This is a genomic window from Acidovorax sp. LjRoot194 (assembly GCF_964253015.1).
In the GTDB taxonomy this organism is placed as follows: Bacteria; Pseudomonadota; Gammaproteobacteria; order Burkholderiales; family Burkholderiaceae_C; genus Acidovorax.
The window spans coordinates 4,006,638-4,029,537 of record NZ_CAXUQB020000001.1 but is presented as its reverse complement, the minus strand read 5'-3'; the positions used below and the strand labels follow the sequence as shown (position 1 = coordinate 4,029,537).

Annotated in this window: 21 protein-coding genes; 13 read left to right on the top strand and 8 right to left on the bottom strand. The window is 69.3% G+C overall.

Annotated features, from left to right (window positions below; genetic code table 11):
* Positions 1 to 297: 297 nt before the first annotated feature.
* Positions 298 to 1,128, top strand: a complete 831-nt coding sequence (locus ACSQ3N_RS18240; protein WP_436147022.1) for an AraC family transcriptional regulator — start codon at positions 298 to 300, stop codon at positions 1,126 to 1,128.
* 119 nt (positions 1,129 to 1,247) lie between these two features.
* A complete protein-coding gene (locus ACSQ3N_RS18235) occupies positions 1,248 to 1,733 on the top strand; it encodes a cupin domain-containing protein (RefSeq protein WP_436147021.1) in 486 nt (161 codons plus the stop codon).
* Positions 1,734 to 1,791: 58 nt separating this feature from the next.
* Here the strand turns inward: ACSQ3N_RS18235 and ACSQ3N_RS18230 are convergent, their stop codons facing one another.
* The 3 genes from ACSQ3N_RS18230 to hemH form a co-directional block, all read right to left on the bottom strand.
* Positions 1,792 to 3,633, bottom strand: coding sequence for a putative bifunctional diguanylate cyclase/phosphodiesterase (locus ACSQ3N_RS18230; RefSeq protein ID WP_436147020.1), 1,842 nt, complete (start codon positions 3,631 to 3,633; stop codon positions 1,792 to 1,794).
* 52 nt (positions 3,634 to 3,685) lie between these two features.
* Positions 3,686 to 6,295 (bottom strand): Lon protease family protein, encoded by a 2,610-nt coding sequence (locus tag ACSQ3N_RS18225; RefSeq protein ID WP_436147019.1) that lies wholly within the window; start codon positions 6,293 to 6,295, stop codon positions 3,686 to 3,688.
* A gap of 179 nt (positions 6,296 to 6,474) precedes the next feature.
* The gene (gene hemH / locus ACSQ3N_RS18220; protein ID WP_056169823.1) at positions 6,475 to 7,590 is read right to left on the bottom strand and encodes a ferrochelatase; all 1,116 of its coding nucleotides are present in this window, start codon (positions 7,588 to 7,590) and stop codon (positions 6,475 to 6,477) included.
* A gap of 149 nt (positions 7,591 to 7,739) precedes the next feature.
* Between hemH and ACSQ3N_RS18215 the strand changes: the two genes are divergently transcribed.
* From ACSQ3N_RS18215 to ACSQ3N_RS18165, 11 genes are all read left to right on the top strand, one after another.
* Positions 7,740 to 8,411 carry an amino acid ABC transporter permease gene (locus ACSQ3N_RS18215; protein WP_436147018.1) on the top strand — a complete coding sequence of 224 codons (672 nt, stop codon included), beginning with the start codon at positions 7,740 to 7,742 and terminating at the stop codon, positions 8,409 to 8,411.
* 9 nt (positions 8,412 to 8,420) lie between these two features.
* Positions 8,421 to 9,074: an amino acid ABC transporter permease gene (locus ACSQ3N_RS18210; protein ID WP_436147017.1), complete on the top strand. Its 654-nt coding sequence runs from the start codon at positions 8,421 to 8,423 to the stop codon at positions 9,072 to 9,074.
* Between the two features lie 84 nt (positions 9,075 to 9,158).
* Entirely contained in the window at positions 9,159 to 9,965 is an 807-nt protein-coding gene (locus ACSQ3N_RS18205) for a transporter substrate-binding domain-containing protein (RefSeq protein ID WP_056169816.1), read from the top strand.
* A 48-nt stretch (positions 9,966 to 10,013) separates the two neighbouring features.
* Positions 10,014 to 10,799, top strand: coding sequence for an amino acid ABC transporter ATP-binding protein (locus ACSQ3N_RS18200; protein ID WP_056169813.1), 786 nt, complete (start codon positions 10,014 to 10,016; stop codon positions 10,797 to 10,799).
* A gap of 92 nt (positions 10,800 to 10,891) precedes the next feature.
* Positions 10,892 to 11,647, top strand: a complete 756-nt coding sequence (locus tag ACSQ3N_RS18195; RefSeq protein WP_056169810.1) for a sugar phosphate isomerase/epimerase family protein — start codon at positions 10,892 to 10,894, stop codon at positions 11,645 to 11,647.
* Positions 11,644 to 12,615: a sugar kinase gene (locus ACSQ3N_RS18190; protein ID WP_056169807.1), complete on the top strand. Its 972-nt coding sequence runs from the start codon at positions 11,644 to 11,646 to the stop codon at positions 12,613 to 12,615. Before ACSQ3N_RS18195 ends, ACSQ3N_RS18190 begins: the two co-directional genes overlap by 4 nt.
* Entirely contained in the window at positions 12,612 to 13,631 is a 1,020-nt protein-coding gene (locus ACSQ3N_RS18185) for a 2-hydroxyacid dehydrogenase (RefSeq protein WP_235507415.1), read from the top strand. The genes ACSQ3N_RS18190 and ACSQ3N_RS18185 overlap by 4 nt, the downstream gene beginning before the upstream one ends.
* A complete protein-coding gene (locus ACSQ3N_RS18180) occupies positions 13,628 to 14,692 on the top strand; it encodes a LacI family DNA-binding transcriptional regulator (RefSeq protein ID WP_436147016.1) in 1,065 nt (354 codons plus the stop codon). The genes ACSQ3N_RS18185 and ACSQ3N_RS18180 overlap by 4 nt, the downstream gene beginning before the upstream one ends.
* A 389-nt stretch (positions 14,693 to 15,081) precedes the next feature.
* Entirely contained in the window at positions 15,082 to 15,786 is a 705-nt protein-coding gene (locus tag ACSQ3N_RS18175) for an HAD-IA family hydrolase (protein WP_156372117.1), read from the top strand.
* A gap of 129 nt (positions 15,787 to 15,915) precedes the next feature.
* A complete protein-coding gene (locus ACSQ3N_RS18170) occupies positions 15,916 to 16,773 on the top strand; it encodes a DUF2189 domain-containing protein (RefSeq protein WP_056170662.1) in 858 nt (285 codons plus the stop codon).
* Entirely contained in the window at positions 16,770 to 16,982 is a 213-nt protein-coding gene (locus ACSQ3N_RS18165) for a DUF2788 domain-containing protein (RefSeq protein WP_056169798.1), read from the top strand. Before ACSQ3N_RS18170 ends, ACSQ3N_RS18165 begins: the two co-directional genes overlap by 4 nt.
* A gap of 486 nt (positions 16,983 to 17,468) precedes the next feature.
* Here ACSQ3N_RS18165 and ACSQ3N_RS18160 read toward each other — a convergent pair whose 3' ends face one another.
* The 5 genes from ACSQ3N_RS18160 to ACSQ3N_RS18140 form a co-directional block, all read right to left on the bottom strand.
* Positions 17,469 to 18,170 carry a DUF899 family protein gene (locus ACSQ3N_RS18160; RefSeq protein WP_056169794.1) on the bottom strand — a complete coding sequence of 234 codons (702 nt, stop codon included), beginning with the start codon at positions 18,168 to 18,170 and terminating at the stop codon, positions 17,469 to 17,471.
* 157 nt (positions 18,171 to 18,327) lie between these two features.
* The gene (locus ACSQ3N_RS18155) at positions 18,328 to 19,440 is read right to left on the bottom strand and encodes a tripartite tricarboxylate transporter substrate-binding protein (RefSeq protein WP_235507414.1); all 1,113 of its coding nucleotides are present in this window, start codon (positions 19,438 to 19,440) and stop codon (positions 18,328 to 18,330) included.
* Entirely contained in the window at positions 19,437 to 20,861 is a 1,425-nt protein-coding gene (locus ACSQ3N_RS18150) for a sensor histidine kinase (protein WP_056169791.1), read from the bottom strand. The genes ACSQ3N_RS18155 and ACSQ3N_RS18150 overlap by 4 nt, the downstream gene beginning before the upstream one ends.
* Before the next feature lie 138 nt (positions 20,862 to 20,999).
* The gene (locus ACSQ3N_RS18145; RefSeq protein ID WP_056169787.1) at positions 21,000 to 21,680 is read right to left on the bottom strand and encodes a response regulator; all 681 of its coding nucleotides are present in this window, start codon (positions 21,678 to 21,680) and stop codon (positions 21,000 to 21,002) included.
* 155 nt (positions 21,681 to 21,835) lie between these two features.
* Positions 21,836 to 22,849 (bottom strand): Bug family tripartite tricarboxylate transporter substrate binding protein, encoded by a 1,014-nt coding sequence (locus tag ACSQ3N_RS18140; protein WP_056169784.1) that lies wholly within the window; start codon positions 22,847 to 22,849, stop codon positions 21,836 to 21,838.
* Between the last annotated feature and the right edge of the window lie 51 nt (positions 22,850 to 22,900).

Genomic DNA, 22,900 nt, shown 5'->3' with positions numbered 1-22,900 from the left:
AAGTGCGCCACCGGTCTTCGGGGCTTCACACGCGGCCACATGCGGCCCCAGCCGAGCAGAGCAGAAAGCACAGCGGGTGCAGGGTGGGGTTCGTCGTGCAGCGCTCGCAGCCGCCTCGTGTCGAATGCCAGGGGTGAACCGGCCTGTGGCGTGGCGCTACCGATCTACCGGTTCAAGCTGGGTGGGCGACTCTGCATGCGTGCATGCACGACTGTGCGCGGGTGTCGCCCTTCACCTTGCTCGGTACGCGTTGGCTTATCGACATCGCTGCCGCCATCCCCTGCCTACAATGCCCTGATGAGCCGGCTCCCAGCACCCGCACCCCTCGAGTGGGTCAGGCACGCCGAACCCATCGACGGCATGAAGCGCATCGAGGCGCGCTTTCATGGCAAGGCCTATGCGATGCACCGCCACGACACCTACGCGATCGGCAGCACGCTGGCAGGTGTCCAAAGCTTCAACTACCGCCACAGCCGGCGCGACAGCCTGCCGGGCCACACGATGGTGTTGCACCCCGATGAGGTCCACGATGGTCAGGCCGGTACCGACGAGGGCTTCCAGTACCGCATGGTCTATGTGGAGCCCGCGCTCATCCAGGCGGTGCTCCAGGGGCGCGCGTTGCCGTTCATCGAAGGGGGCGTGACCACCGACCCGCGCCTGGCGATGGCCACCCACCACCTGCTGCGGCACATCGACACGGTGCCGGAGCCGCTGGAACACAGCCATGCCGTGGCCGAGCTGGCGCATGCGCTGCAAGCCGTGGCGGGCGCCCCTGCGCGGCTGCCCCAGGGCGACTTTCTGGCCGCGCAGCGTGCCTACGACTACCTGCACGCCCACCAGGCCCGGGTCATTGCGCTGGACGAGCTGGAGGCAGCCACGGGGCGGGACCGGTGGAGTCTGTCGAGCGACTTTCGCATCTTCTTCGGCACGAGCCCGTATCGCTTTCAGACCATGCGGCGGCTCGATGTGGTGCGTCGCATGTTGATGGGCGATGCGTCGCTGGCCGACGCTGCCGCGACCGCCGGGTTTGCCGACCAGAGCCACATGACCCGCCACTTCACCAAGACCTTCGGGCTGACACCGGGTCGGTGGCTGCGCATGGCCTCCGGCGGGCGGGTTGCGCAGTGATGGGTGGATGAATGGATGAATGAACGGATGGATGGATGAAGGGGCGAGCCACGAACGTTCAATACAGGGTGAACAACGCTGCGTAGATTCGGCTTCTTTTTCCAAGGAAGGAGCGACCCATGTCCATGCCCCTCAACCCCACGGCGGCTCCGGCCGGGCGCGGTCAAAGCCAGGCCATTGACCTGGTCCGGAAGATCGACGGCATCGATGGCCACTGGCAGCCGCGCGTTGTTGCAGAGATGAACGACTACCAGTTCAAGGTGGTGAAGGTGCAGGGAGAGTTTCCGTGGCATGTGCATGCCGACACCGACGAGACATTCGTCGTGCTGGAAGGCGAGCTGAAGATCGCGACCCGCGGTCGCGCTGACGCTGGCGATGGCGATGGCGATGGCGATGGCGATCGCGCTGGCGACGGCGAGTGTGCGGGTGGCGAAGGGGTCATCGTGCTGCGCGCGGGGCAGATGGCGGTGGTGCCCAGGGGCGTGGAGCACCAGCCCTGCGCAGATGCCGAAGTGAAGATGCTGCTGATCGAGCCGCGGGGCGTGGTGAACACGGGCGACGGCGCGCCGGGGGCACGCACCGTGGCCAACGATCAGTGGGTCTGAACCGGACGCCTTGCCGAAGCCCTTGCGCAGGCGGCCGGGCTACGCCGGCCCTGGGCGATCAGGTGTTGGGGAGCGGAGATCGGGGAGAGCCGTCGGCGGCTTGGAGCAGGTCGCCCACCCGGTGGGTGCCGAGAAACGTGGGGATGCTGTCTGCCTCCAATGGCTTGGACAGGAAGTAGCCCTGGATGGCGTCGCACCCGGCCGCCACCAGCAGGTCGAGGACGCCTTGCGTCTCGACGCCCTCCGCCAGCATGCGGTAGCCCATCGAGTGGCCCAGGTCTATGAGCGATCGCACCAGCTTCAGCGCCCTCGGGCTGGTCTCGATCGGCATGACCAGCGACTGGTCGAGCTTCAACATGCCCACGGGCAAATCGAACAGGCACGCCAGGTTGGAGTAGCCCGTGCCGAAGTCGTCCAGCGAAATCTGGATTCCCAGGGCCTTCAGGTGCCCCAGGGCGTCCAGCGTCGCCTGGCTGGTCATGATCGCGTTCTCGGTGCATTCGATGTGCAGATGCGTCGGCGAGACTCCGTGGCGTGCGCAGGCCTCGCGGACAAAGTCCACGAAACCGGGCCGCTCCAGGTTCTTCGACGAGACGTTCACTGCCATCGTCAGCGAGATGCCGCTGCGCTCCCACAGGGCCAGCTGCGCCAGGGCGGTGTTCAAGACCCATTCGGTGAACTCGTGGATCAGGGCGGTTTCTTCGACCAGCGGCACGAAGTCGCCCGGGGGCACGACACCGTACCGGGGGTGGGTCCAGCGCGCCAAGGCTTCCACGCCAGAAAAGGCGCCCAGGGAGAGGTTGAGCTTGGGCTGGTAGACCAGCCGGAATTCGCCGCGCACCAACCCGGCCGAGACGCCCCGGGCCAGATTGAAGGCACGCCGGTGTGCGGTGTCGAAACACGGGTCGTGCCACATGTGGCTTTGCTCGCTGGACGCGGCCTCGTGCATGGCCGAGCTGGCTTTGCGCAGGGCGTCGGCTGCGCTGGCGGCGTTGAGGTCGAACTCGACCAGGCCCGCCTGCACGCGCAGCTCGATGGACACGCCCCCGCTGTCAAACCGCTCCCGCATGTGGTTGAGCAGGTCGATGGCGGCGCGCTCGCTGGACTCGCGCGGCCCGGCGCCGAGCAGGATCGAGAACCGGGTTTCGCTGACGTGGTGGAGCATGGTGCCGGGCGGCAGCGCAGCGGCCAGGCGTGCCGCGATGTTGCGCAGGGCATGCTCCAGGGGCTCGATGCCCATGGCCCGCACGGCGGCGTGCAGTGCTGCCTGCCCAATCACGTCCACCAGCATCAGCACGCGCTGCTGCCCGGGGTAGTCCCGGCACAGGTGCTCCAGGTCGTCCACCAGCTGTGCGCGGTTGGGCAGCCGGGTGACTTCGTTGACGCGGCCCGCGCGCTGGTGCAGCTCGATCTGCGTGACGACCATGGCGGCCATCTCTGCCAACCGCTGGCGCTGCGCACGGTCCAAGGTGCGGGGCCGCCGGTCGAGAATGCACAGGCTGCCCAGGGCGTGGCCGGAGTTCAGCACCAGGGGCGCCCCGGCGTAAAAGCGGATGGCGTGGCGGCCCACGACGAGGGGGTTGTCGTGAAAGCGCGCGTCCTGGGTCGTGTCCTCCACCACCAGCACGCTGCCCAGCTCGATGGTGCGGTCGCAGAACGCGGAGTCTCGGTCCGTCTCTCTCAGGTCGAACCCGCAGCGTGACTTGAACCACTGGCGGTCTTGATGCACCAGGGACACCAGGGCGATGGGCGCGTCGAACACATGCGTTGCCAGCCGGGTGATGCGATCGAATGTCTCGCTGTCTTCCGTGTCCAGAAGCTGCGTGCACTCGAGGACGTAGATGCGCTCCTGCTCACGCGCGGTGTCCCGCGCTGGGGCGTCGAGGGGTGTGGGTCTCATGGCGTATCGGGAAGGTCGAGTGACGACTTTATCGCACACGCCGGGCATCCATTCACCGTCCCTGGCCCCTTGCCCGCCGGGTGTACCCCGCAGTCTGGCACGCCCGCCGGTACGCCCGCAGCGTCTGCTCGGCCCGCTGCAGCACCGTGGCTTCCACGGCCGTCGCCTGCACATCCGCAACGCCCGCAGCGCCCGCAGCATGGGGCGCATGGGCGGCATTCTCACGGGCATCGGCCACGGGGCTCAGCAACTCCGCCGGGCTCATCCCCGATGCCTCGCCGGTCAGCAACGCAATGCCCTCGCTCACATGCCCCATGGTGTACACGCTGAACAGGCCGCGCTCCACGGCGTCGAGCACGCTGCGGTCCAGCATCAGGTGGCGGCGGTTGCGGCTGGGGATCAGCACGCCCTGGGTGCCGTCCAGGCCGGCGGCCACGCAGGCCTGGAACCAGCCTTCGATCTTTTCGTTGATGCCGCCCACGGGCAGCACCTCGCCGTGCTGGTTGAGCGCACCGGTCACGGCGATGCCCTGGTGCAGGGGCAGGCCCGACAGGCTGGACAGCAGGGCGTACAGCTCGGCGCACGATGCGGAGTCGCCCTCCACGCCGCTGTATTCCTGCTCGAACACGATGGACGCATTGAGCGCCAGCGGCGCCACGTGGCTGAACAGCGCGGTCAGGTAGCTGTGCAGGATGAGCACGCCCTTGTCGTGGATGGGGCCGGACATGTCGACCTCGCGCTCGATGTTGAGCAGGCCCTCTTGCCCGGCAAAGGTGCGCGCGGTGATGCGCACCGGAAAGCCGAACCGGTAGTCGCCCAGGTCGATCTGCGTCATGGCGTTGATCTGGCCGGTGACGGCGCCCTGCAGGGTGATCAGGCGCTCGCCTTCGGTGATGGATTCGTGCAGCTGCTCTTCGGGGTAGTTGTGGCGCAGGCGCTGGGCGGCCAGCGCGGCAGCGACGTCGGGCGCCTCCACCAGCGCGCCGCCGCGGGCGCGGCACAGCGCGGCGCTTTCCATGAGCAGGGCCTCGGTGTGGGCGAACAGCGCGCTCTGGCGGCCCTGGTCGTCGGCGTCGCGGTGGGTCTGCTCCAGCAGCAGGGCCACGGCGCCGGCCGCAAAGTGGGGCAGGCCGCGCCGCTGGCAGCTGTGGGCCACGAAGATCGCGGTGGCGTGGCGCGTGCCAGGCGTGGCGGCAAAGCGCTCGGCAAAGTCCACCTTGGCGCGAAAGCGGCGTGCGGCGTCGGGGTCGGACTCCTGCATGGCGTAGTACTCGTCCACCGACCCGATGAGCACGATCTTGACGTCCACATCCACGGGCTCGGGCTGCAGGGCCGCGGCAGCACCACCGCTACCGCCGCCGCCACCACCGCTTGCATGTGATCCGGCATTGCCTTCGTCGATCTGCAGCCGGCCGCAGCGCAGAAAGCGACGCAGGCGCGCCCACAGGCCTTCTTCGGCGGCCAGGTCGTACAGGTGCAGCAGGATGAAGCCGCCGTGGGCCTTGAGCAGGCTGCCCGCGTGGATGGCGGCATGGTCGGCCTGCACGGTGTCGGACTCGCTGCCGTGCTCGATGCCGCCGAACAGGCTGCGCAGGGTCGGGTGGTCTTCCACCAGCACGGGGGCGGTGGTCTGGCCGTGGTGGTCCACCACCAGGTTCACGCTGCAGCGCGCCAGCAGGTCGTCGAGCGCGTCCTGGCGGTCCTGCTCGGCGTCTTCGCTGTTGCTGTTGTTGCTGCTGCTGCCGTCGTTGCCGTTCCGGTCATTGCGATCGTCGCCAGCATCGCTGTCGTCGCCGCTCTCGAAGAGGTCGATGTTCTGCAGCACAGCGTGTTCCACCTGGTCCAGCCACTGGCCGAGCTTCACGGCGTCCTTGATGACGGGCTCGCTCAGGCCCTGGTGGATGTCATGCAGGGCGTGTTGCACCAGCGGCTGCACGGTCTGGCGGCGCAGCCGGGCCAGGGCCTCGTCGCGGGCGCGCTCCAGCGGGCGGGTGGTCTCGATGAAGCGGGTGATCTCGGCGCGCAGCGCGTGTTCGGCGGTGTCGATCTCGGCGCGGCGCTCGCGGGGCAGGGTGCGGGCTTCGGCTTCGGACAGCGGCAGGCCGCCGGGGCCGATGAGGGTGAACACCATCTGCCCGTTCTCGCGCGACAGGCGCACCTGGCGGGCTTCGGCAAAGGCGTCGAGCGTGGCGAACGCGCTGCGCTCCTGCTCTTGCCAGGCCTGCTCGATGCGTTCGGCGTCGGCCTTGAAGTCGGGGCTGGCCAGGCGGCGCGGGATGTCGGCCTGCAGGTTCTTGCCCATGTCGGCCATGCGTTGGCGCAGCACGCGGCCCTGGCCGGGCGGCAGGCGCAGGGCGCGGGGGCGGTCGGGCTGGTCGAAGTTGTGCAGGTAGCACAGGTCGGGCGGCACGGGCCGTGCTGCAGCGGCCGTCTGCATGGCCTGGCGCAGCAGCGACGCGCGGCCGCTGCCCACTTCGCCCAGCACGAACAGGTGGTAGTCGGGCTGCAGCATGTTCAGGCCGAACTGCGCGGCGGCGTGGGCGCGCTCCTGGCCGATCCAGGGCAGGGGCAGGTCCTGCAGCTCGGCGGTGCTGGCAAAGCCGAGGGTGGCGGGGTCGATGGTCAGCCGCAGCTGGTGGGGAGCAAGGGGCAAGGCGGGCATGGGGGCGGGCGGGCGGCAGGCGGGTGCGTCACACGGTGCCTGCTTGGGGTTATGAAGTCAAATAGCTGCCTACCGCTGGATGGTAGGGCGGTGGAAGCTATCAAAATGATAGTAATCCGAAGGGCGCGCTGGGCACTGGTCTGAGCGGGCCACGGTCAGACCGCGTGCGGGCCTGGGCCTCAGCCGCGCGCCACCGGGCACTGCCCTGCAGGGGCGCCGCCGGCCAGCGCACGGCTTTTGGCGTCGGCAAGGGCTGCGGCGCCGGGCATCTCGGTGGGCCAGCCGGCCAGGTGCTGCTGGGCGATGCGCGACAACGCGGTGATCCAGTGGTTGTTGTCGTTCAGGCACGGGATGTAGTGAAACTCCTGGCCGCCCGCGTGCAGGAAAGCCTCGCGCACTTCCATGTTGATTTCTTCCAGCGTCTCCAGGCAGTCGCTGGTAAAGCCGGGGCACACCACGTCCACCCGCCGCGTGCCGGCCTTGCCCAACGCCTCGATGGTGGGCTGGGTGTAGGGCTCCAGCCACTTGGCCTTGCCAAAGCGCGACTGGAAGGTGATGCGGTAGCGCTCTTCGCGCAGGCCCAGGCGCTCGGCCAGCAGGCGGCCGGTCTTGCGCGCCTCGCAGTGGTAGGGGTCGCCCAGGTGCAGGGTGCGCTCGGGCACGCCATGAAAGCTCATCACCAGCTGGTCGGGCTGGCCGTGGTGCTTCCAGTGGGTTTCGATGGTGCGTGCCAGCGCGTCGATGTAGCCGGGGGCATCGTGGTAGCGGTTCACGAAGCGCAGCTCGGGCACGTGGCGGGTGCGTGCGGCCCAGGCGTACACCGCGTCGAACAGGCTGGCGGTGGTGGTGCCGGAGTACTGCGGGTACAGCGGCAGGATGAGGATGCGCGTGGCGCCTTCGGCCTTCAAGGCGTCGAGCTGGCTGTCGATGGAGGGGTTGCCGTAGCGCATGGCGTGGCGCACCAGCACCGCGTGCCCGGCCTCGCCCAGCCAGCCGCGCAGCAGGGTGGCCTGCCTGGCCGTCCACACCGCCAGGGGCGAGCCCTCGGCCGTCCAGACGCTGGCGTATTTGGCGGCCGACTTGGCAGGGCGGGTGCGCAGGATGATGCCGTGCAGGATGGGCAGCCACGCCAGCCTGGGGATCTCCACCACGCGGTGGTCGCCCAGGAACTGCGCCAGGTAGCGCCGCACGGCGGGCGCGGTGGCTGCGTCGGGCGTGCCCAGGTTGCACAGCAGCACTGCGGTTCGCTCGGCCTGGCCGTGGGTGTAAGGGGGTTCGGGGCGGAAGGAGGGCATGCGGCATTTTCGCCCACGCGTGGTGCCTGGTGTCGAACAGGGCTTCGGCGTCATCGCAGGGGCCGTTTTGACGGCAGTCGGGTAATCCCCGATGCGGCTATGAAACCGGTTTCATAAACTCTGCGCATCCCATCCGAACCACCCACGCCGTGAATTACCAGTTCCAGTTCGACGCCGTTTTTGCCGCATGGCCGCTGCTGCTCAAAGGCACGTGGATCACCGTGCAGCTGTCGCTCACCGCCACGGTGCTGGGGCTGGTGGTGGCCGTGTTCTGCGCCTGGGGCAAGACGGGCGGGCCCGAGTGGCTGCGGTTCTTGATCAACGCGTACATCGAGGTCATCCGCAACACGCCGTTCATCGTGCAGCTGTTTTTCTTTTTCTTTGCGCTGCCCTCCATCGGCCTGCGCTGGTCGCCCTACACGGCGGCGCTGACCGCGATGGTGGTCAACCTGGGGGCGTACGCGGCAGAGATCGTGCGGGCGGGCATCGAGTCCATCCCCAAGGGGCAGATCGAGGCGGGCAAGGCGCTCAACCTGAAGCCCTGGGAGATCTTCCGTTTCGTCATCTTGAAGCCCGCGCTCAAGGCCATCTACCCCGCGCTCACCAGCCAGTTCATCTTGCTGATGCTCAGCTCGGCCGTGGTGTCGGTGATCTCGGCGGACGACCTGACGTCGGTGGCGGCCAACCTGCAGTCGCAGACGTTTCGCAGCTTCGAGATCTACATCGTGGTGGCGGTGATCTACCTGGCGCTGGCGCTGTCGTTCTCGGCGCTGTTCAAGCTGATCTACCAGCGCGCGCTCAACTACCCTGACCGTCGCTAAGGCTCGACCATGCGTACCTTCGGACTCTCCGAGTTTCTTTTTATCGTGCAGGCCGCTCAGTGGACGCTGGCGCTGTCGGCCATCGCGTTCGTGGGCGGCGCGCTGCTGGGCCTGGTGGTGGCGCTGTCGCGCACGTCCGAGAGCGCCGTGGCGCGCAATGCGTCGCGCGTGTTCATCCAGGTGTTTCAGGGCACGCCGCTGCTGTTGCAGCTGTTTTTGATCTTCTTCGGCGCGCCGGTGCTGGGGCTGGACATCAACCCCTGGGTGGCGGCGGGCGTGGCGCTGGTGCTCAACAGCGCGGCGTTTCTGGCAGAGATATGGCGTGGCTGCATCGAGGCGGTGCCGCGCGGCCAGTGGGAGGCCGCGCAGGCCCTGAACCTGAGCTACCTCAACCGCATGCGCTTCGTGGTGCTGCCCCAGGCTTTCAAGATCGCGCTGCCGCCCACGGTGGGCTACACGGTGCAGATCATCAAGGGCACGTCGCTGGCCGCCATCATCGGTTTTACCGAGATCACGCGGGCCGGGCAGATCATCAACAACGCCACCTTCCAGCCGCTGCATGTGTTCACGACCGTGGCGGCGCTGTACTTCGTGATCTGCTGGCCGCTGTCGCTGCTGGCGGCGCGCATGGAACGCAAGCGGGCCCGGGCGCTGGCGCGCTGACGGCAGCGCCGCCAGCACCAACAGCGCCTTCGTTCATTCATTCAGTTTTATCTCTCGTTCATAACCACTACCAGGAGACATGCCATGACTTTTTCTCTGCACCGCCGCACCGTCACCACCGCCTTGGCCGCACTGGGCCTGGGCGCCGCGCTCACGGCGTTTGCGCCGCTGGCCTCGGCACAGTCCGTGGCCGACATCAAGAAAAAGGGCGAGCTCACCATCGGCATGCTGGTGGACTTTCCGCCCTACGGCACCACCAACGCGCAGAACCAGCCCGACGGCTACGACGCCGACGTGGCCAAGCTGCTGGCCAAGGAGCTGGGTGTCAAAGCCAATATCGTGCCCGTCACCGGCCCCAACCGCATTCCGTTTTTGCTGACCAACAAGGTCGACGTGCTGGTGGCGTCGCTCGCCATCACGCCCGAGCGCGCCAAGCAGGTGCAGTTCTCGCAGCCGTATGCGGCCGCCACCATCGTGCTGTACGGCAAGACCGGCAGCGCCATCAAGAGCGCGGCGGACCTGAAGGGCGTGCGCGTGGGCGTGGCGCGTGCCAGCACGCAGGATGTGGCCGTGACCAAGGCCGCGCCCGAGGGCACCGAGATCCGCCGCTTCGACGACGACGCATCGGCCATGCAGGCGCTGATCTCCGGCCAGGTCGATGCCATCGGCTGCTCGGTCACCGTGGCAGCACAGATCGCCAAGCGCGTGCCCGCCAACACCTTCGAGAACAAGTTCAACCTGCTGCAGCAGGCCATGGGCATCGCCCTGCGCCCCGGCCCGGACGAACTGACCAAGGCCGTGAACGACTTCGTGGCGCGCAACACGGCCAATGGCGAGCTGAACAAGCTGTATCAGAAGTGGCTGGGCGCGGATCTGCCCAAGCTTCAGTAATCCATATCGCTTGAGCGTGAGCCCCAGCCACCCCAGGAGCCTTTGACAATGACGGACGCAGCCACGACGACGACCACCGCCGGTGCACCCCCCATCATCACGATGGAGGGTGTCAACAAGTGGTACGACAGCTTTCAGGTGCTGACCGACATCGACCTGTCGGTGCGCGCCGGCGAGCGCATCGTGATCTGCGGGCCGTCGGGCTCGGGCAAGTCCACGCTTATCCGCTGCATCAACCGGCTGGAGACGGTGCAAAAGGGCCGCATCGTGGTCGACGGCATCGAGCTGACCGCTGGCGGCAAGAACGTGGACGCGGTGCGTGCCGAGGTGGGCATGGTGTTCCAGCAGTTCAACCTGTTCCCGCACCTCACCATCCTCGAGAACTGCACGCTGGCGCCCATGCGCTCGCGCGGCATGGGCAAGGCGGAAGCGGAAGAGGTCGCCATGAAGTACCTCACGCGGGTGCGCATCCCGGAGCAGGCGCACAAACACCCCAGCCAGTTGTCGGGCGGGCAGCAGCAGCGCGTGGCCATCGCGCGCGCGCTGTGCATGGCCCCCAAGGTGATGCTGTTCGACGAGCCCACGTCGGCGCTGGACCCGGAGATGGTCAAGGAAGTGCTGGACACCATGATCGGCCTGGCCGAGGACGGCATGACCATGCTGTGTGTGACGCACGAGATGGGCTTTGCGCGCAGCGTGGCCGACCGCGTGATCTTCATGGCCGAAGGAAAAATTCTGGAGCAGGCCCCGCCGGCGCAGTTCTTCGGCCAGCCGCAGCATGAGAAGACGCGCCAGTTCCTGGGCCAGATATTGAGCTCGCACAACGCCCACTGAATGGGCTGAGCGTTGGCGGCGCAAGTCCCGACAGACACCAAGCCCTGTGAAAGCCCTGTGAAAGTCCTACCCACGGGCTTGAAAGAACACCCATGAAGGTATTGATTTCCCTGTCCTCCTTCGGCGCGGCCGAAACCGGGCGCCACGGCCAGCTGTGGTGCACCGGCCTGGCCCGCCAGGCGGGCGCCGACGGCGTGGAGGTGCGCGGCGAGCTGCTGCGCGATGCCGCCTCTGAGCTGCCTGCGCTGGCCGGCCGGGCCGCGGTGTACTCCAGCCCCGAAGGGCTGTGGACCCACGACGGTCTGCTCGACGAAGCTGCCCTGCAGCGCGGCATTCACGCATCGAAGGTGCTGCACGCACCGCGGCTGAAGATGTCCATAGGCGGCTTTGATGCTGGCTTGCCGTCATCGCAGGCATCGCTGCAGCAGCTGAAGGCGCTGCTGGCGGCGGCCCCGCAGGTGGAGCTGGTCATCGAGAACGACCAGACCGCCACCGCCGGCACGCTGGCCGTCCTGCAGGCGTTCTTTGCCGCGCAGGCGCAGGCCGGGCTCGACCTGGGCATGACCTTCGACATGGGCAACTGGCACTGGCAGGGCGAATGCCCGCTGCAGGCCGCGCAGGCCCTCGCGCCCCATGTGCGCTACGTGCACTGCAAGGGCGTGCAGCGCCTGCCGGCCAAGTGGATTGCGGTACCACTGGCCGAGTCAGTGGCGCCCTGGCGCGCCGTGCTGCGCGCGCTGCCGGCCGATGCGCCGCATGCCATCGAATACCCGCTGGTGGGCGACGACCTGGTGGCCGTCACGCGCGAGCAGGTGGACTTCATCCGTGCCGTGCGAGGTGCTGCATGAGCGGCGCTATTTCCAAATCCAACGACACCGCTTTCGACGTGGCGCTGTTCGGCGAGGCCATGCTGCTGCTGGTGGCCAACGAGCCCGGACCGCTGGAGAACGCCACGGGTTTTCACAAGCGCACCGCCGGGGCCGAGACCAATGTGGCCATTGGCCTGGCACGCCTGGGCCTGAAGGTGGGCTGGGCCAGCCGCCTGGGCACCGACTCCATGGGCCGCGCGCTGCTGGCCGCCATGCGCGGCGAAGGCATCGACTGCTCGCACGTGGTGTGCGACGCCACCCAGCGCACGGGCTTTCAGTTCAAGGAGCGCGTGACCGACGGGCGCGACCCGCAGGTCGAATACCACCGCAAAGGCTCGGCCGCCAGCCAGATGGGCCCAGCCGATGTGGACGAGCCCTGGCTGCGGTCTGCGCGCCACCTGCACGCCACGGGCGTGTTCGCGGCCATCTCGGACACCAGCCTGCAGGCCGCCATCCGCACGCTGGAGGTGGCGCGCGCCGCAGGCCGCACCATTTCGTTCGACCCCAACCTGCGCCCCACGCTCTGGGCATCGCCCGAGGCCATGCGCCACTGGATCAACACCTTGGCCGGATATGCCGACTGGGTGCTGCCGGGCATGGAAGAGGGCGTGTTCCTGACCGGCGAAACCACGCCCGAAGGCGTGGCGCGCTTCTACCGCGATCGGGGCGCCAAGCTGGTGGTTGTGAAGCTGGGCCGCGAGGGCGCCTACTACGACAGCGACGTGGCCGGCACCGGCCGCGTGCCCGGCGTGCCCGTGGCCCAGGTGGTGGACACCGTGGGCGCGGGTGATGGCTTTGCGGTGGGCGTCATCAGCGCACTGCTCGAAGGCTTGCCCGTGCCCGCCGCCGTGCGCCGCGGCGCCTGGATTGGCGCGCGGGCAGTGCAGGTGCTGGGCGACACCGAAGGCCTGCCCACGCGGGTGCAGCTGCAGGAGGCAGGCCTGTGAACGTGTCCGCATCGGCGGTGCAGGGCAAGCCCGAGCGCAAGAAGGTGCTGGTCTTTCGTGAACTGCCGCCCGACCAACTGGCGCGCCTTCAGGCCCTGCACGACGTGACGGTGGCCAACCCGCGCAAGCCCGAAGCGCGTGCACTGTTCGACGCAGCGCTCGGCCAGGCGCAGGGGCTCATCGGGTCGAGCTACCCCGTCGATGCCGCGCTGCTCGCGCGGGCGCCCCGGCTGGAGGTGGTCTCCAGCGTGTCGGTGGGCGTGGACAACTACGCCCTCGACGCACTGCAGGCGCGCGGCATCGTGCTGTGCCACACGCCCGGCGTACTGGACGAAACCGTGGCCGACACCGTATTCGCCCTGCTCATGGCCACCAGCCGCCGCGTGGTGGAGCTGGCGCAACTGGTGCGAAAGGGCTGCTGGACGAAGAACATCGGCGAAGACCTGTTCGGCAGCGATGTGCATGGCAAGACGCTGGGGCTGCTGGGCTTTGGCCGCATCGGCCAGGCCATCGCGCGCCGTGCGGCGCTGGGCTTTGGCATGCCCGTGGTCTACCACGCGCGCCGGCCGGTGGACCTGGCCGCCACGGCGCCTGAACTGGTGGGCAAGGCTGCGCACGTGCCGCTGGCCGAGCTGCTGGCGCAGTCCGACTTTGTGGTGGCCATGCTGCCGCTGTCTGGCAGCACGCGGGGCCTGGTCAATGCCGACGTCTTTGCAGCCATGAAGCCCGGCGCCATCTTCATCAACGGCGGGCGCGGCGCCACGGTGGTGGAGCAGGACCTGCTGCACGCGCTGGACCACGGCACGCTGCGCGCAGCGGGCCTGGATGTGTTTGCCACCGAGCCGCTGCCGCTCGACTCGCCCCTGCGCACCCACCCGCGCGTGACGCCGCTGCCGCACATCGGCTCGGCCACGCATGGCACGCGCCACGCCATGGCCGTGCTGGCCACCACCAACTTGCTGCAGGCGCTGGCCGGTGAGCGGCCTGCCGCCGTGTATAACGCCGCGCAAGCATGACCTCACCGACACCCGCACCATCCGCGACACCCGGCACGCCCCGCGCCCGCCCCACCATCGCCGATGTCGCGGCCGAGGCCGGCGTGTCCAAGGCCACGGTGTCGCGCTACTTCAACCACCGCGAGCGCCTGCTCAGCCCCGACATCGCCGCGCGTGTCGAGGCCGCCATCGCCAAGCTGGCCTATGTACCCAGCCCCATGGCCCAGGCGCTCAGCCACGGCCGCTCGCGCCTCATCGGCCTGGTGGTGGCCGACATCACCAACCCGTACTCGGTGGCCGTGCTGCGCGGCGCCGAAAAGGCGTGCCAGGAGGCGGGCTACCTGGTGATGCTGTTCAACCTGGGCAACGACCGCGAACGCGAGCGCGCGGCCATCGATGCGCTGGCGAGCTACCAGGTGGACGGATTCATCCTCAACACGCTGGGGCAGGGCGAGGGCCTGGCCGACGTGAACACGCTGCACGGCAAGCCCGCGGTGCTGGTGGACCGCCGGCACGCGGGCCTCGCCGCAGATTTTGTGGCGCTGGACAACGAAGCCGCTATGCGCGAAACCTGCGCGCACCTGGTGGAGCAGGGCTGGCAGAGCCTGCTGTATGTCACCCAGCCCTTGCAGGGCGTGAGCTCGCGGCTGGAGCGCACCGCAGCGTTTCGGGCGTGCATCGCGGCGCAGGGCCCAAAGGTGCGCGGCGAGGTGCTGGAGATCGATGCGCAGCAGGGCGAGGACGCCCTGGCCCGGGCGCTCGCAGAATTCCGCGAACGCGAGGGTTCAAAGGTGCGCTGCGCCGTAGTGGCCGGCAACTCGGTCGTCACGCTACGCGTGGCGGCGGCGGTGGCGCGGCTGCAGTGGACCTTTGGGCAGGAGCTGGGCTTTGTGGGTTTTGACGACCCCGAATGGGCGCCGCTGATTCGCCCGGGGTTGAGCACCGTGGCCCAGCCGACCGACGCCATCGGCCAGCGCGCCGCCCAGTGCCTGCTGGAGCGCATTGGCGGGCTGCAGGGGGCCGTGCGTGAGAACCTTCTGCCGGGCACGCTGATCGTGCGTGGGTCGTCACTGGGTGTGTGATCGGGATTGGCGGTCCATTATTCGATCGCATACCGCCTACCCGGTACCAGCCTGCCCGTACCATCCGCCCCATACCGTTCGCCCCATACCGTTCGGGCTGAGCTTGTCGAAGCCTCGCGCAGCGCTTCGACAGGCTCAGCGTGAACGGTTTTTGGGGTTTGTTGAGCGTGAACGGCAGTGGCGGTTGTTGAGCGTGAAGGGTGGAGTGTTCAGAGTGAATGGCGGCGGGTGCGCCCTACCAACCCACCACACCGTTCGGGCTGAGCTTGTCGAAGCCTTGCACAGCGCAGTCAATCCGCCGCAGCAAATCGCTGCGTTATGCTGTGCCATCGCAGTCCGGCCCTCCGCCGGGCCCTCCACCCACGCTGATTTTCTGCAGGTGCGCCCCCGTGCTGACTCCCTCCCTGGACATCCCCCGCATCCGCGCCATCACCATCGACCTGGACGACACGCTGTGGCCCATCTGGCCCACCATCGAGCGGGCCGAAGCCGTGCTGCTGCAGTGGATGACCGAGCATGCGCCCGCCACGGCGCGCCTGTTCCAGAGCACCGAGGCGCTGCGCGCCATCCGCAACCAGATGGTGAACCTGCGGCCCGACCTGCAGCACGACCTGAGCGCGCTGCGCCGCGAATCCATCCGCCTGGCACTGACCCAGGCGGGCGACGATGGCGCACTGGCCGAGCCTGCGTTCGATCTGTTCTTTGCCGAGCGCCAGCGCGTGACGCTGTTCGACGATGCGCACGATACGCTGGCCTTCCTGTCGTCGCGCTACCCGGTGGTGGCAGTGTCCAACGGCAATGCCGACATCCACAAGGTGGGCATCGGCCATTACTTCAAGGACAGCCTGAGCGCGTCGGTGCTCGGTGTGGCCAAGCCCGATGCACGCATCTTCCAGGCGGCTGCGCAGGCCGTGCAGGTGCAGCCGCACGAGGTACTGCACGTGGGCGACGACGCCACGCTGGATGCATGCGGCGCCATGGATGCCGGCATGCAGGCCGTGTGGCTCAACCCTGCCGAAGCCGCCTGGCCGTACGACACGCCGCCGCACGCTACGGTGAGCAACCTGACCGAACTGTGCCGGCTGCTGGCCTGACGCTGTAGCTGCGCCGTCAATGCACCATGCCCCGCCCGACGGGGCATTTTCTTGTCCCAGGTCAAGAACACGCCAGACGCCGCCTCCGCCGCCTTGATCGCGGCCAGCGGCCCGGCCACACTGCAGGCCATGCCGCGAAACCCCCCTGACCTGCCTGCCTTGCCTGCCGTGCGCACCATCGGGCTCATGCAGCCCATGACCTGGCTGGTGTTGGCCTGGCGCGACATGGCCCGCGCGGGCTGGGTGAGCTTTGCGCACGGGCTGGTACTGGCGCTGTTCGGCGCCGCGATCTTGGCGGTGGGCCACCACCGGTTCTGGCTGCTGGCCGGGGCGCTGTCGGGCTTTCTGGTGGTGGCGCCGGTGCTGGCCACCAGCCTGTATGCGCTGAGCCGCGCGCTGGAGCGGGGCGAGCCCGCCAACTTGCGCGTGGTGCTCAAGACCTGGCTCAATTGGCAGAACCACCACGTCCACAAATGGGGCAGCGACTACTGGTGCATGCTGCAGTTCGGCGCCTTGCTGGCCTTTGCGGCCACGGGCTGGGTGATGACGTCGGCCGCGCTCATCACGTTGCTGGCGCCCGTGCCCATCGCCACGCCGCTCGACTTCCTGCGCCACGTGGTGCTGGCACGTGAGGGCTGGCTGTTCGAGATCTGGCTGGCGCTGGGTAGCCTGATGGCGGCGCCGATTTTTGCCTCCAGCGTGGTGGCCATGCCGCTGCTGCTGGACCGGCGCGCCACGCTGCGGCAGGCGGTGCTGACCAGCTGGCAGGCCGTGCTGTGCAACCCGCTGCCCATGGCGTTCTGGGCGGCGCTGATCCTGGGCTTCACGCTGCTGGGGCTGGGCTCGCTGCTGCTCGGCCTGGTGGCGGTGATGCCCATGCTGGGTCACGCCAGCTGGCATGCGTACCGGGACCTGGTCGATGCGTCGAGCCTGCCCGAGCGGGATGCCGCCGCGAGTGCACCACGCGATAGCGGGGTGGCGCCGTGATCTTCGGCTTCACTGAGGCGCAGATCTCGGGCTTCTTTCTGACCTACGGCGTGGGAGCGTTCATCGCGTACATGCTGTTCATCATCGGCCAGCTGGCGTGGGAGTCCAAGGCCGGCCGGTTCGGCACCTTCGTGCTGTTCCTGGGGCTGGGCGTGGGCTTCATCGGCTTCCTGGCCAAGGTGGTCATCCAGTGGTGGCTTGAAAAGTAAACCGACAGCAGCAGTGCCACCGAGGCGTTGCGCTCAACCAGCCTTGGGCTTGCGCAATGTAGAGCGCACGGGTCGGCTGGATGATGGGCTGCGCGTGGCGGTGCGCCGGTGCTGTGCCTGGCGTGCGGCCTGGCGCAACAACCCTGCCGATGCAGCGACGCGCGGTTGGGCGGGACCCCGCCATCCCTGCGGCGCAGGCCAGTAGGCACTGGCGGGCAGGCCGTCGGCATGCACTGCGTGCCGTGCCAGCTGGCTGGTGCGGGGCGCCCACCAGCCAGCGCCCAGGTGCGACTGCGGTACGTGGCTGCGGGGCGGGCCGCGGCGGCGGCTGGGAGGGCCATGGAGCCTTGCCAGGGTAGGGGGCAAATAGCGAATTCTTGGCATGGCGGGTGCGTGCTCCGGCGGCATGATGGGGCGCCGGTAATAGGGTGGTGTGGCAAGTGAAAGCCGGTGGACGGCAGATCAAAGAGGGGCTGTGCGGGCCGGCTAGTAGCTGAGCTTGGGGTACCAGTCCGTGCCGCGCCCTTCGGGCGTCAGGTCCAGCAGCGACCACAGCGCAGCGATGTCCGGCGCGTCGCGCGGGTCCTGGCCGGGGTCTGCCATCTCACGCGTCATTTCGCTGGCCCAGAACAGGCGCACCTCGCTGCCTGTGCGCTGGAACACGATGAGCGCCGGGTACTCGCTGCCGTCCGGCAGCAAGATGCCCAGGTCCTGGGCGTAGTCGTCTCCCACGGTCTGTACAAAGCGCAGGTCCCGCCAGCCGCGCTCCTGCGCAAACGCCAGCTGGCGCTCCACCGGTGAGCGGCCCAGCACCTTCAGGGCCGCCTTCTGCTGCACGTCGGCGGCATTGCCGTTGACCGCGCCCAGCCAGTTGGTGCACATGGGGCAGGGTCTTTCGCGCTGCGGTCCGTACATCCAGAAGTAGGTGATCAGGGTGGTCTTGTCGCCGAACAGGTCGGCCAGGCCCTGATCGGCCCCATGCTCGTTCTTAAAGCGGTAGTCCTTGCGGATCACCGGGCCGGGTGGCAGGGCGCGCCGCTGCTCGGCCACGCGCGTCATGTGCCGGCGCAATTCGATTTCGTCGGCCAGCAGGGCGCGGCGCGCTGACTCGTACTGCGGCGATGCGCCGGGGAAGGGGGTGTGGGCGTGGCGGGCCAGTTCGGTGGCCGGCGTCAGATGGTCGGACATGGGCGTCTCCGGTGGTCGGCGTGTGCGTGGGGCTGTCTGTGCTTGCAGCCTCGCCCGGTGCGCCCAGGCGGCAGGTAGGAAAAGCCTGTAGTGCCGTGCAGGCGCAGTCCTTCAGGGCTGCGGCTGCGCACCGCCACGCCGCCGCAGCTACACGGCGTCAGCGCACCCAGGTCCGCAGGCCGAGGTCCTGCGCCAGGCGTCGGTAGTCCGCCAGGCTGCGCTGCACGAAGGCCTCGAGGTCTGCGCCCGTGAGTGCAAAGGGGTACAGCCCGTACTGGGCGCACAGGGCGGCATAGCCCGGGGCGGCCAGGGCGTCGTGCAGTGCCGCCGTCCAGGCGCGCACCGCGGCGTCTGGCGCGCTGGCGGCCATGTACACGCCCCGGACGGTGGGCCAGATCAGGTCCACGCCCTGCTCGCGGGCCGTGGGCAGGCCCGACAGGTTGCCCGCCAGCCGCTCTTTCGACAACACGGCCAGCACGCGCAGCGGTGCGCCCTGTGCCGCGGCCTGCATGGCCTCGGCCGCGTCGCCGGTGAAGACGTCGATGTGCCCGCCGCGCAGGGCCTTGAGCGCCTCGCCGCCGCCCTCGAACGACACGAAGCGCATGCGCTTGTGGTCCTGCCCCGCAGACCGCACCAGCTGGGCGGCCTTGATCCAGTCCTGGCTGCCCAGCGTGCCGCCCGCCCCGAACACGACGCGATTGGTGTCGCGGCGCAGCGCAGCGGCCACGTCCTGCAGGCGCTGGTAGGGCGCATCGCGGTGCACCGCCACCACGCCGTAGTCGGTGCCCAGCGTGGCGATCCAGCGCACGGCGCTGACGGGGTGCGGGCCGAACCGGCCCTGCGCGATGTTGAGCAGCGACCCGCTGGAGAAAGCCACCAGCGTGCCGGGCCCGCCCAGCCGCCCGGTGGCCACCTGGTCGAACGCCAGCGCGCCGATGCCGCCGGGCAGGTAGCGGGTGCGCAGCGGCGTGCGCGTGGGCCGCACGGCCTGCAGCGCCTGCCCGGCCAGGCCGCAGGTCAGGTCGAACCCTCCGCCGGGGCGTGACGGGGCGATGCATTCGGCGGGCTCGGTGGAGGCGTCGGCCACCGCCGCCAGGGCCGGCACGGGGCCGACGGCGCCTGCGCCCGCAGCCAGCGCTGCGACCAGCACTTGCCGGCGGCTCGGCAGCGCGGTGGTATCGCCCGGGTTCGGCCCGCCCCAGGATGAAAACGGCGTCCTCGCGGGCACCGAATCCGACAGGGTAGGGAGCGTGGGGGCCATATGTTTCATGAACGTGGCCACCAGAGTATGGCCAGAAGGCCTGGGCCGTCGCTGCGTGCCTCCAGTCGCAGGCGGCCGCGGTGGCGCTCGGCGATGGAGCGGGCGATGGCCAGCCCCAGGCCCGATCCGCCGGCCACGGCCTGCGAGCCGCGCCGGTAGCGGTGGCCCAGCGCGTCGCGCTCTTCGGGCGACAGGCCGGGGCCGTTGTCTTCCACGCTCAGGCTCCAGCCCAGGCTGTCGCCGGCGGCCGACACCGTGATGGTGCCGCGCTGCGGGGTGTAGGCGATCGCGTTGGCGGCCAGGTTGGTCAGCGCCTCGCGCAGCAGGCCGCTGTCGGCCACCGCGGCGATGTCGGCCGTGGCGGTGTGGATGCCGAAGTCGATCTGCTTGGCGCGGGCCTGGGGCAGCAGCTCCAGCGCCACGGTGCGCAGCAGCGCGGCCAGGTCGCACGGGGCCAGGTCCACGGCGGCGGTGTCGCTGCGGCCCAGGGCCAGCAGTTGCTGGGTGCTGCGCGTGGCCCGCGCGATCTCGTTGCCCAGGGCCGCCAGCGTGTCTTGCACCCGGGCCGCGTCGGGCTCGCGGCGGGCGTAGTCGATCTGCATCTGCAGCGTGGTCAGGTGCGTGCGCAACTGGTGCGATGCGTCGTCCAGAAACTGCCGCTGCTGCGCCACCAGGCCTTGCGTGCGGCCCATCTGCGCGTTGACGGCGGTGACCAGCGGGCGGATGTCGGCGGGCAGGTCATCGCCAGCGATGGGCGTCATGTCGTCGGGGCTGCGGGCCTGGACCTCGCGGGCCAGGCGGGCCAGGGGACGCAGCGCCAGAGCCAGCGTGGCCCCTGTGCCCAGCACCATCAGCGCCAGCACCAGGCCGTCGCGCAGCGCCGCGCGTCGCACGAAGCGGCGGGTGAAGTCCTGCCGCGACTGCGTGCTTTCGGCCACCTGCACCAGCACGCTGGCGGACTCAGGGGGCGAGCCTGTGGTCGCACTGGGGTTCGAGCCCGTGGCTGCGGCAGGCCCGTCCACCGCGCGGCGGTACGCGGCCAGCCGCACCGACTCGCCGAAGTAGGTGGCGTCGTAAAAGCGCGGCACGCCGGTCTCCAGCGCGCCCGGCGGCAGGGGCAGGTCGGCGTTGCCCAGCTCCACCAGCCCATCGGACGATGCCACACGAAAGTACACGCGCCCGCTGGCGGTCAGCTCAAAGAATTCGAGCATGGTGTAGGGCAGCTCGGCCGACAGGCCGCCGGACGCGGTGGAGATGTTGGCATCGATGGATTTGAGCGCCCCCAGCAGCGACCGGTCGTACGCCGCGTTGGCGGCCTCCAGCGCGTCGTGCCGCGTCATCCACAGCTCCACGCCGGTCACCACCGCCAGCAGCGGCAGCAGCAGGCAGGCGAGAAGGCGCCAGAGGCTGGCACGGCGAAGCCGCTGCATCAGGGCCACAGCGGCGCCCCATGCCGGTCATGGCGCCGGGCCGTCGATGCAGGCGCGGCGCAAGCGAGCGCCACCGTGGATCTGGCTCCGCCAGTCCACCGGTGGCGTCCCCCCGCAGGGGTGAAGACGCGCAGCGGCTCAGGGGGGAACATCACCAGCCTCCAGCGCATAGCCCAGGCCCCGCAGCGTGACGATGCGCACGCCGCTGCCGTCGAGCCGCTTGCGCAGGCGGTGCACGAACACTTCCACCGCCTCGGGGTGCACGTCTTCATCGCCCACGAACACGCGGTCCAGGATCTGCTGCTTGGAAAACGGCTCACCGCTGCGCTGCACCAGCACCCGCAGCACACCCTGCTCGCGCGGCGACAGGGCCAGCGGCTCGCCGTGCAGCACGAACTGCTTGCGGGCGGTGTCGTAGGCCAGCGGGCCGCAGGCCAGGCGTGGTGGGTCAGTGCCGCGTGCGCGACGCACCAGGGCGTGCAGCCGGGCCTCCAGCTCGGCCAGCTCGAACGGCTTGGCCAGAAAGTCGTCGGCCCCCGCGTTGAGCAGCCGCACGCGCTCGTCCAGCGAATCGCGTGCGGTGAGGATCAGCGTGGGCAGCCGCTGGTCCCGGTCGCGCAGGCGCTGCAGCACCGCATGCCCGTCCATGCCCGGCAGGCCCAGGTCCAGCACCAGTGCGTCGTAGTCGTCGTGCTGCTGCAGCGACTTGTCGGCCACGCGGCCGTCGCTCACCCATTCCACCTGAATGCCCGCATGCTCCAGCGCCCGGCTGAGCCAGGTGCCCAGGCTGTGTTCGTCTTCGGCCAGGAGGATGCGCATGGGTGGGATGCTAATGCCGTTGTGCGTGGTCCAGCCCGCGCGCAAGCCGTTGGCACTGGCGCGCCCGCAGCCAGCGCCACCGTGGAGCGGGCTTTGCCCGGCCACGGGTGGCGTCCCCCTGGGGGGAAGACGCCAAGCGGCTCAGGGGGGCTTCTCTAGTCCGGCTTGACCTGCGCGCGCTTGAGCACCTTTTGCCAACGGGCCTGCTCGGCCGCGATGAACTGCGCGAACTGCGCGGGCGTGCCGCCGATGGCCTCGGCGGCGTCGCCGTTCAGGCGCTTCAATGAATCGGGCGCTTTGACGGCCTTGGCGGTTTCGATGGCCAGCTTGTCCAGGTGCTCCTTGGGCAGGGTGGCCGGGGCCAGCATGCCGTACCACTGGGTCATCTCAAAGCCCGGGAAGCCCTGCTCGGCCACGGTGGGCACGTCGGGCAGCTGGGGCAGGCGCTGGGCCGAGCCGGTGGCGATGCAGCGCACCTTGCCCGACTTGATGAAAGGCAGCAGGGCCGCGGCGCCCACGGCGGCGGCGTCGAGGCGGCCCGAGAGCAGGTCGGTCATCATGGGGCCGGTGCCGCGGTAGGGCACGTGCAGCATGAAGATCTCGGCCGTCATCTTGAGGTATTCGAACGCGAGGTGGCCCGCGCTGCCGTTGCCTGCCGAGCCGTAGCTGAGCTTGGCGGGGTTCTTCTTGGCGTAGGCGATGAACTCCTTGAGGTTCTTGGCCGGCACGTCGGGGTGCACCACGTACAGGCTGGGCACCTTGGCCAGCAGGCTCACGGGCTTGAAGTCCTTGTTGGCGTCGTAGGGCAGCTTGTCGAAGATGTAGGGGTTGACGGCCAGCGTGCCGATGTGGCCCAGGATGACAGTGTGCTGGTCGTCGGCGCGCGCCACCTCCGACATGGCGATGTTGCCGGCGGCGCCGGGCTTGTTGTCCACGAACACGCTCTGGCCCAGCGTCTTGGTCAGCTCGGCCGCGGTGGAGCGCGCAACGATCTCGGAGCTGCCGCCCGGTGCAAATGGCACGACGAAGCGGATCGACTTGGCGGGCCAGGCGGCCTGGGCCGACGCCAGCGTGGGCAGCATGCCGCCGAGCGCGAGGGCGCCGCCAGCGCCCAGCAGGTGGCGCCGGGTGGGGTGCAGGTGGTGGGGGAATTGTGGGTCGATGGGCATGTGTGTCTCCGAGAAAGCCAGGTAGGCATGACAGAACGCGATGGTGCGCGC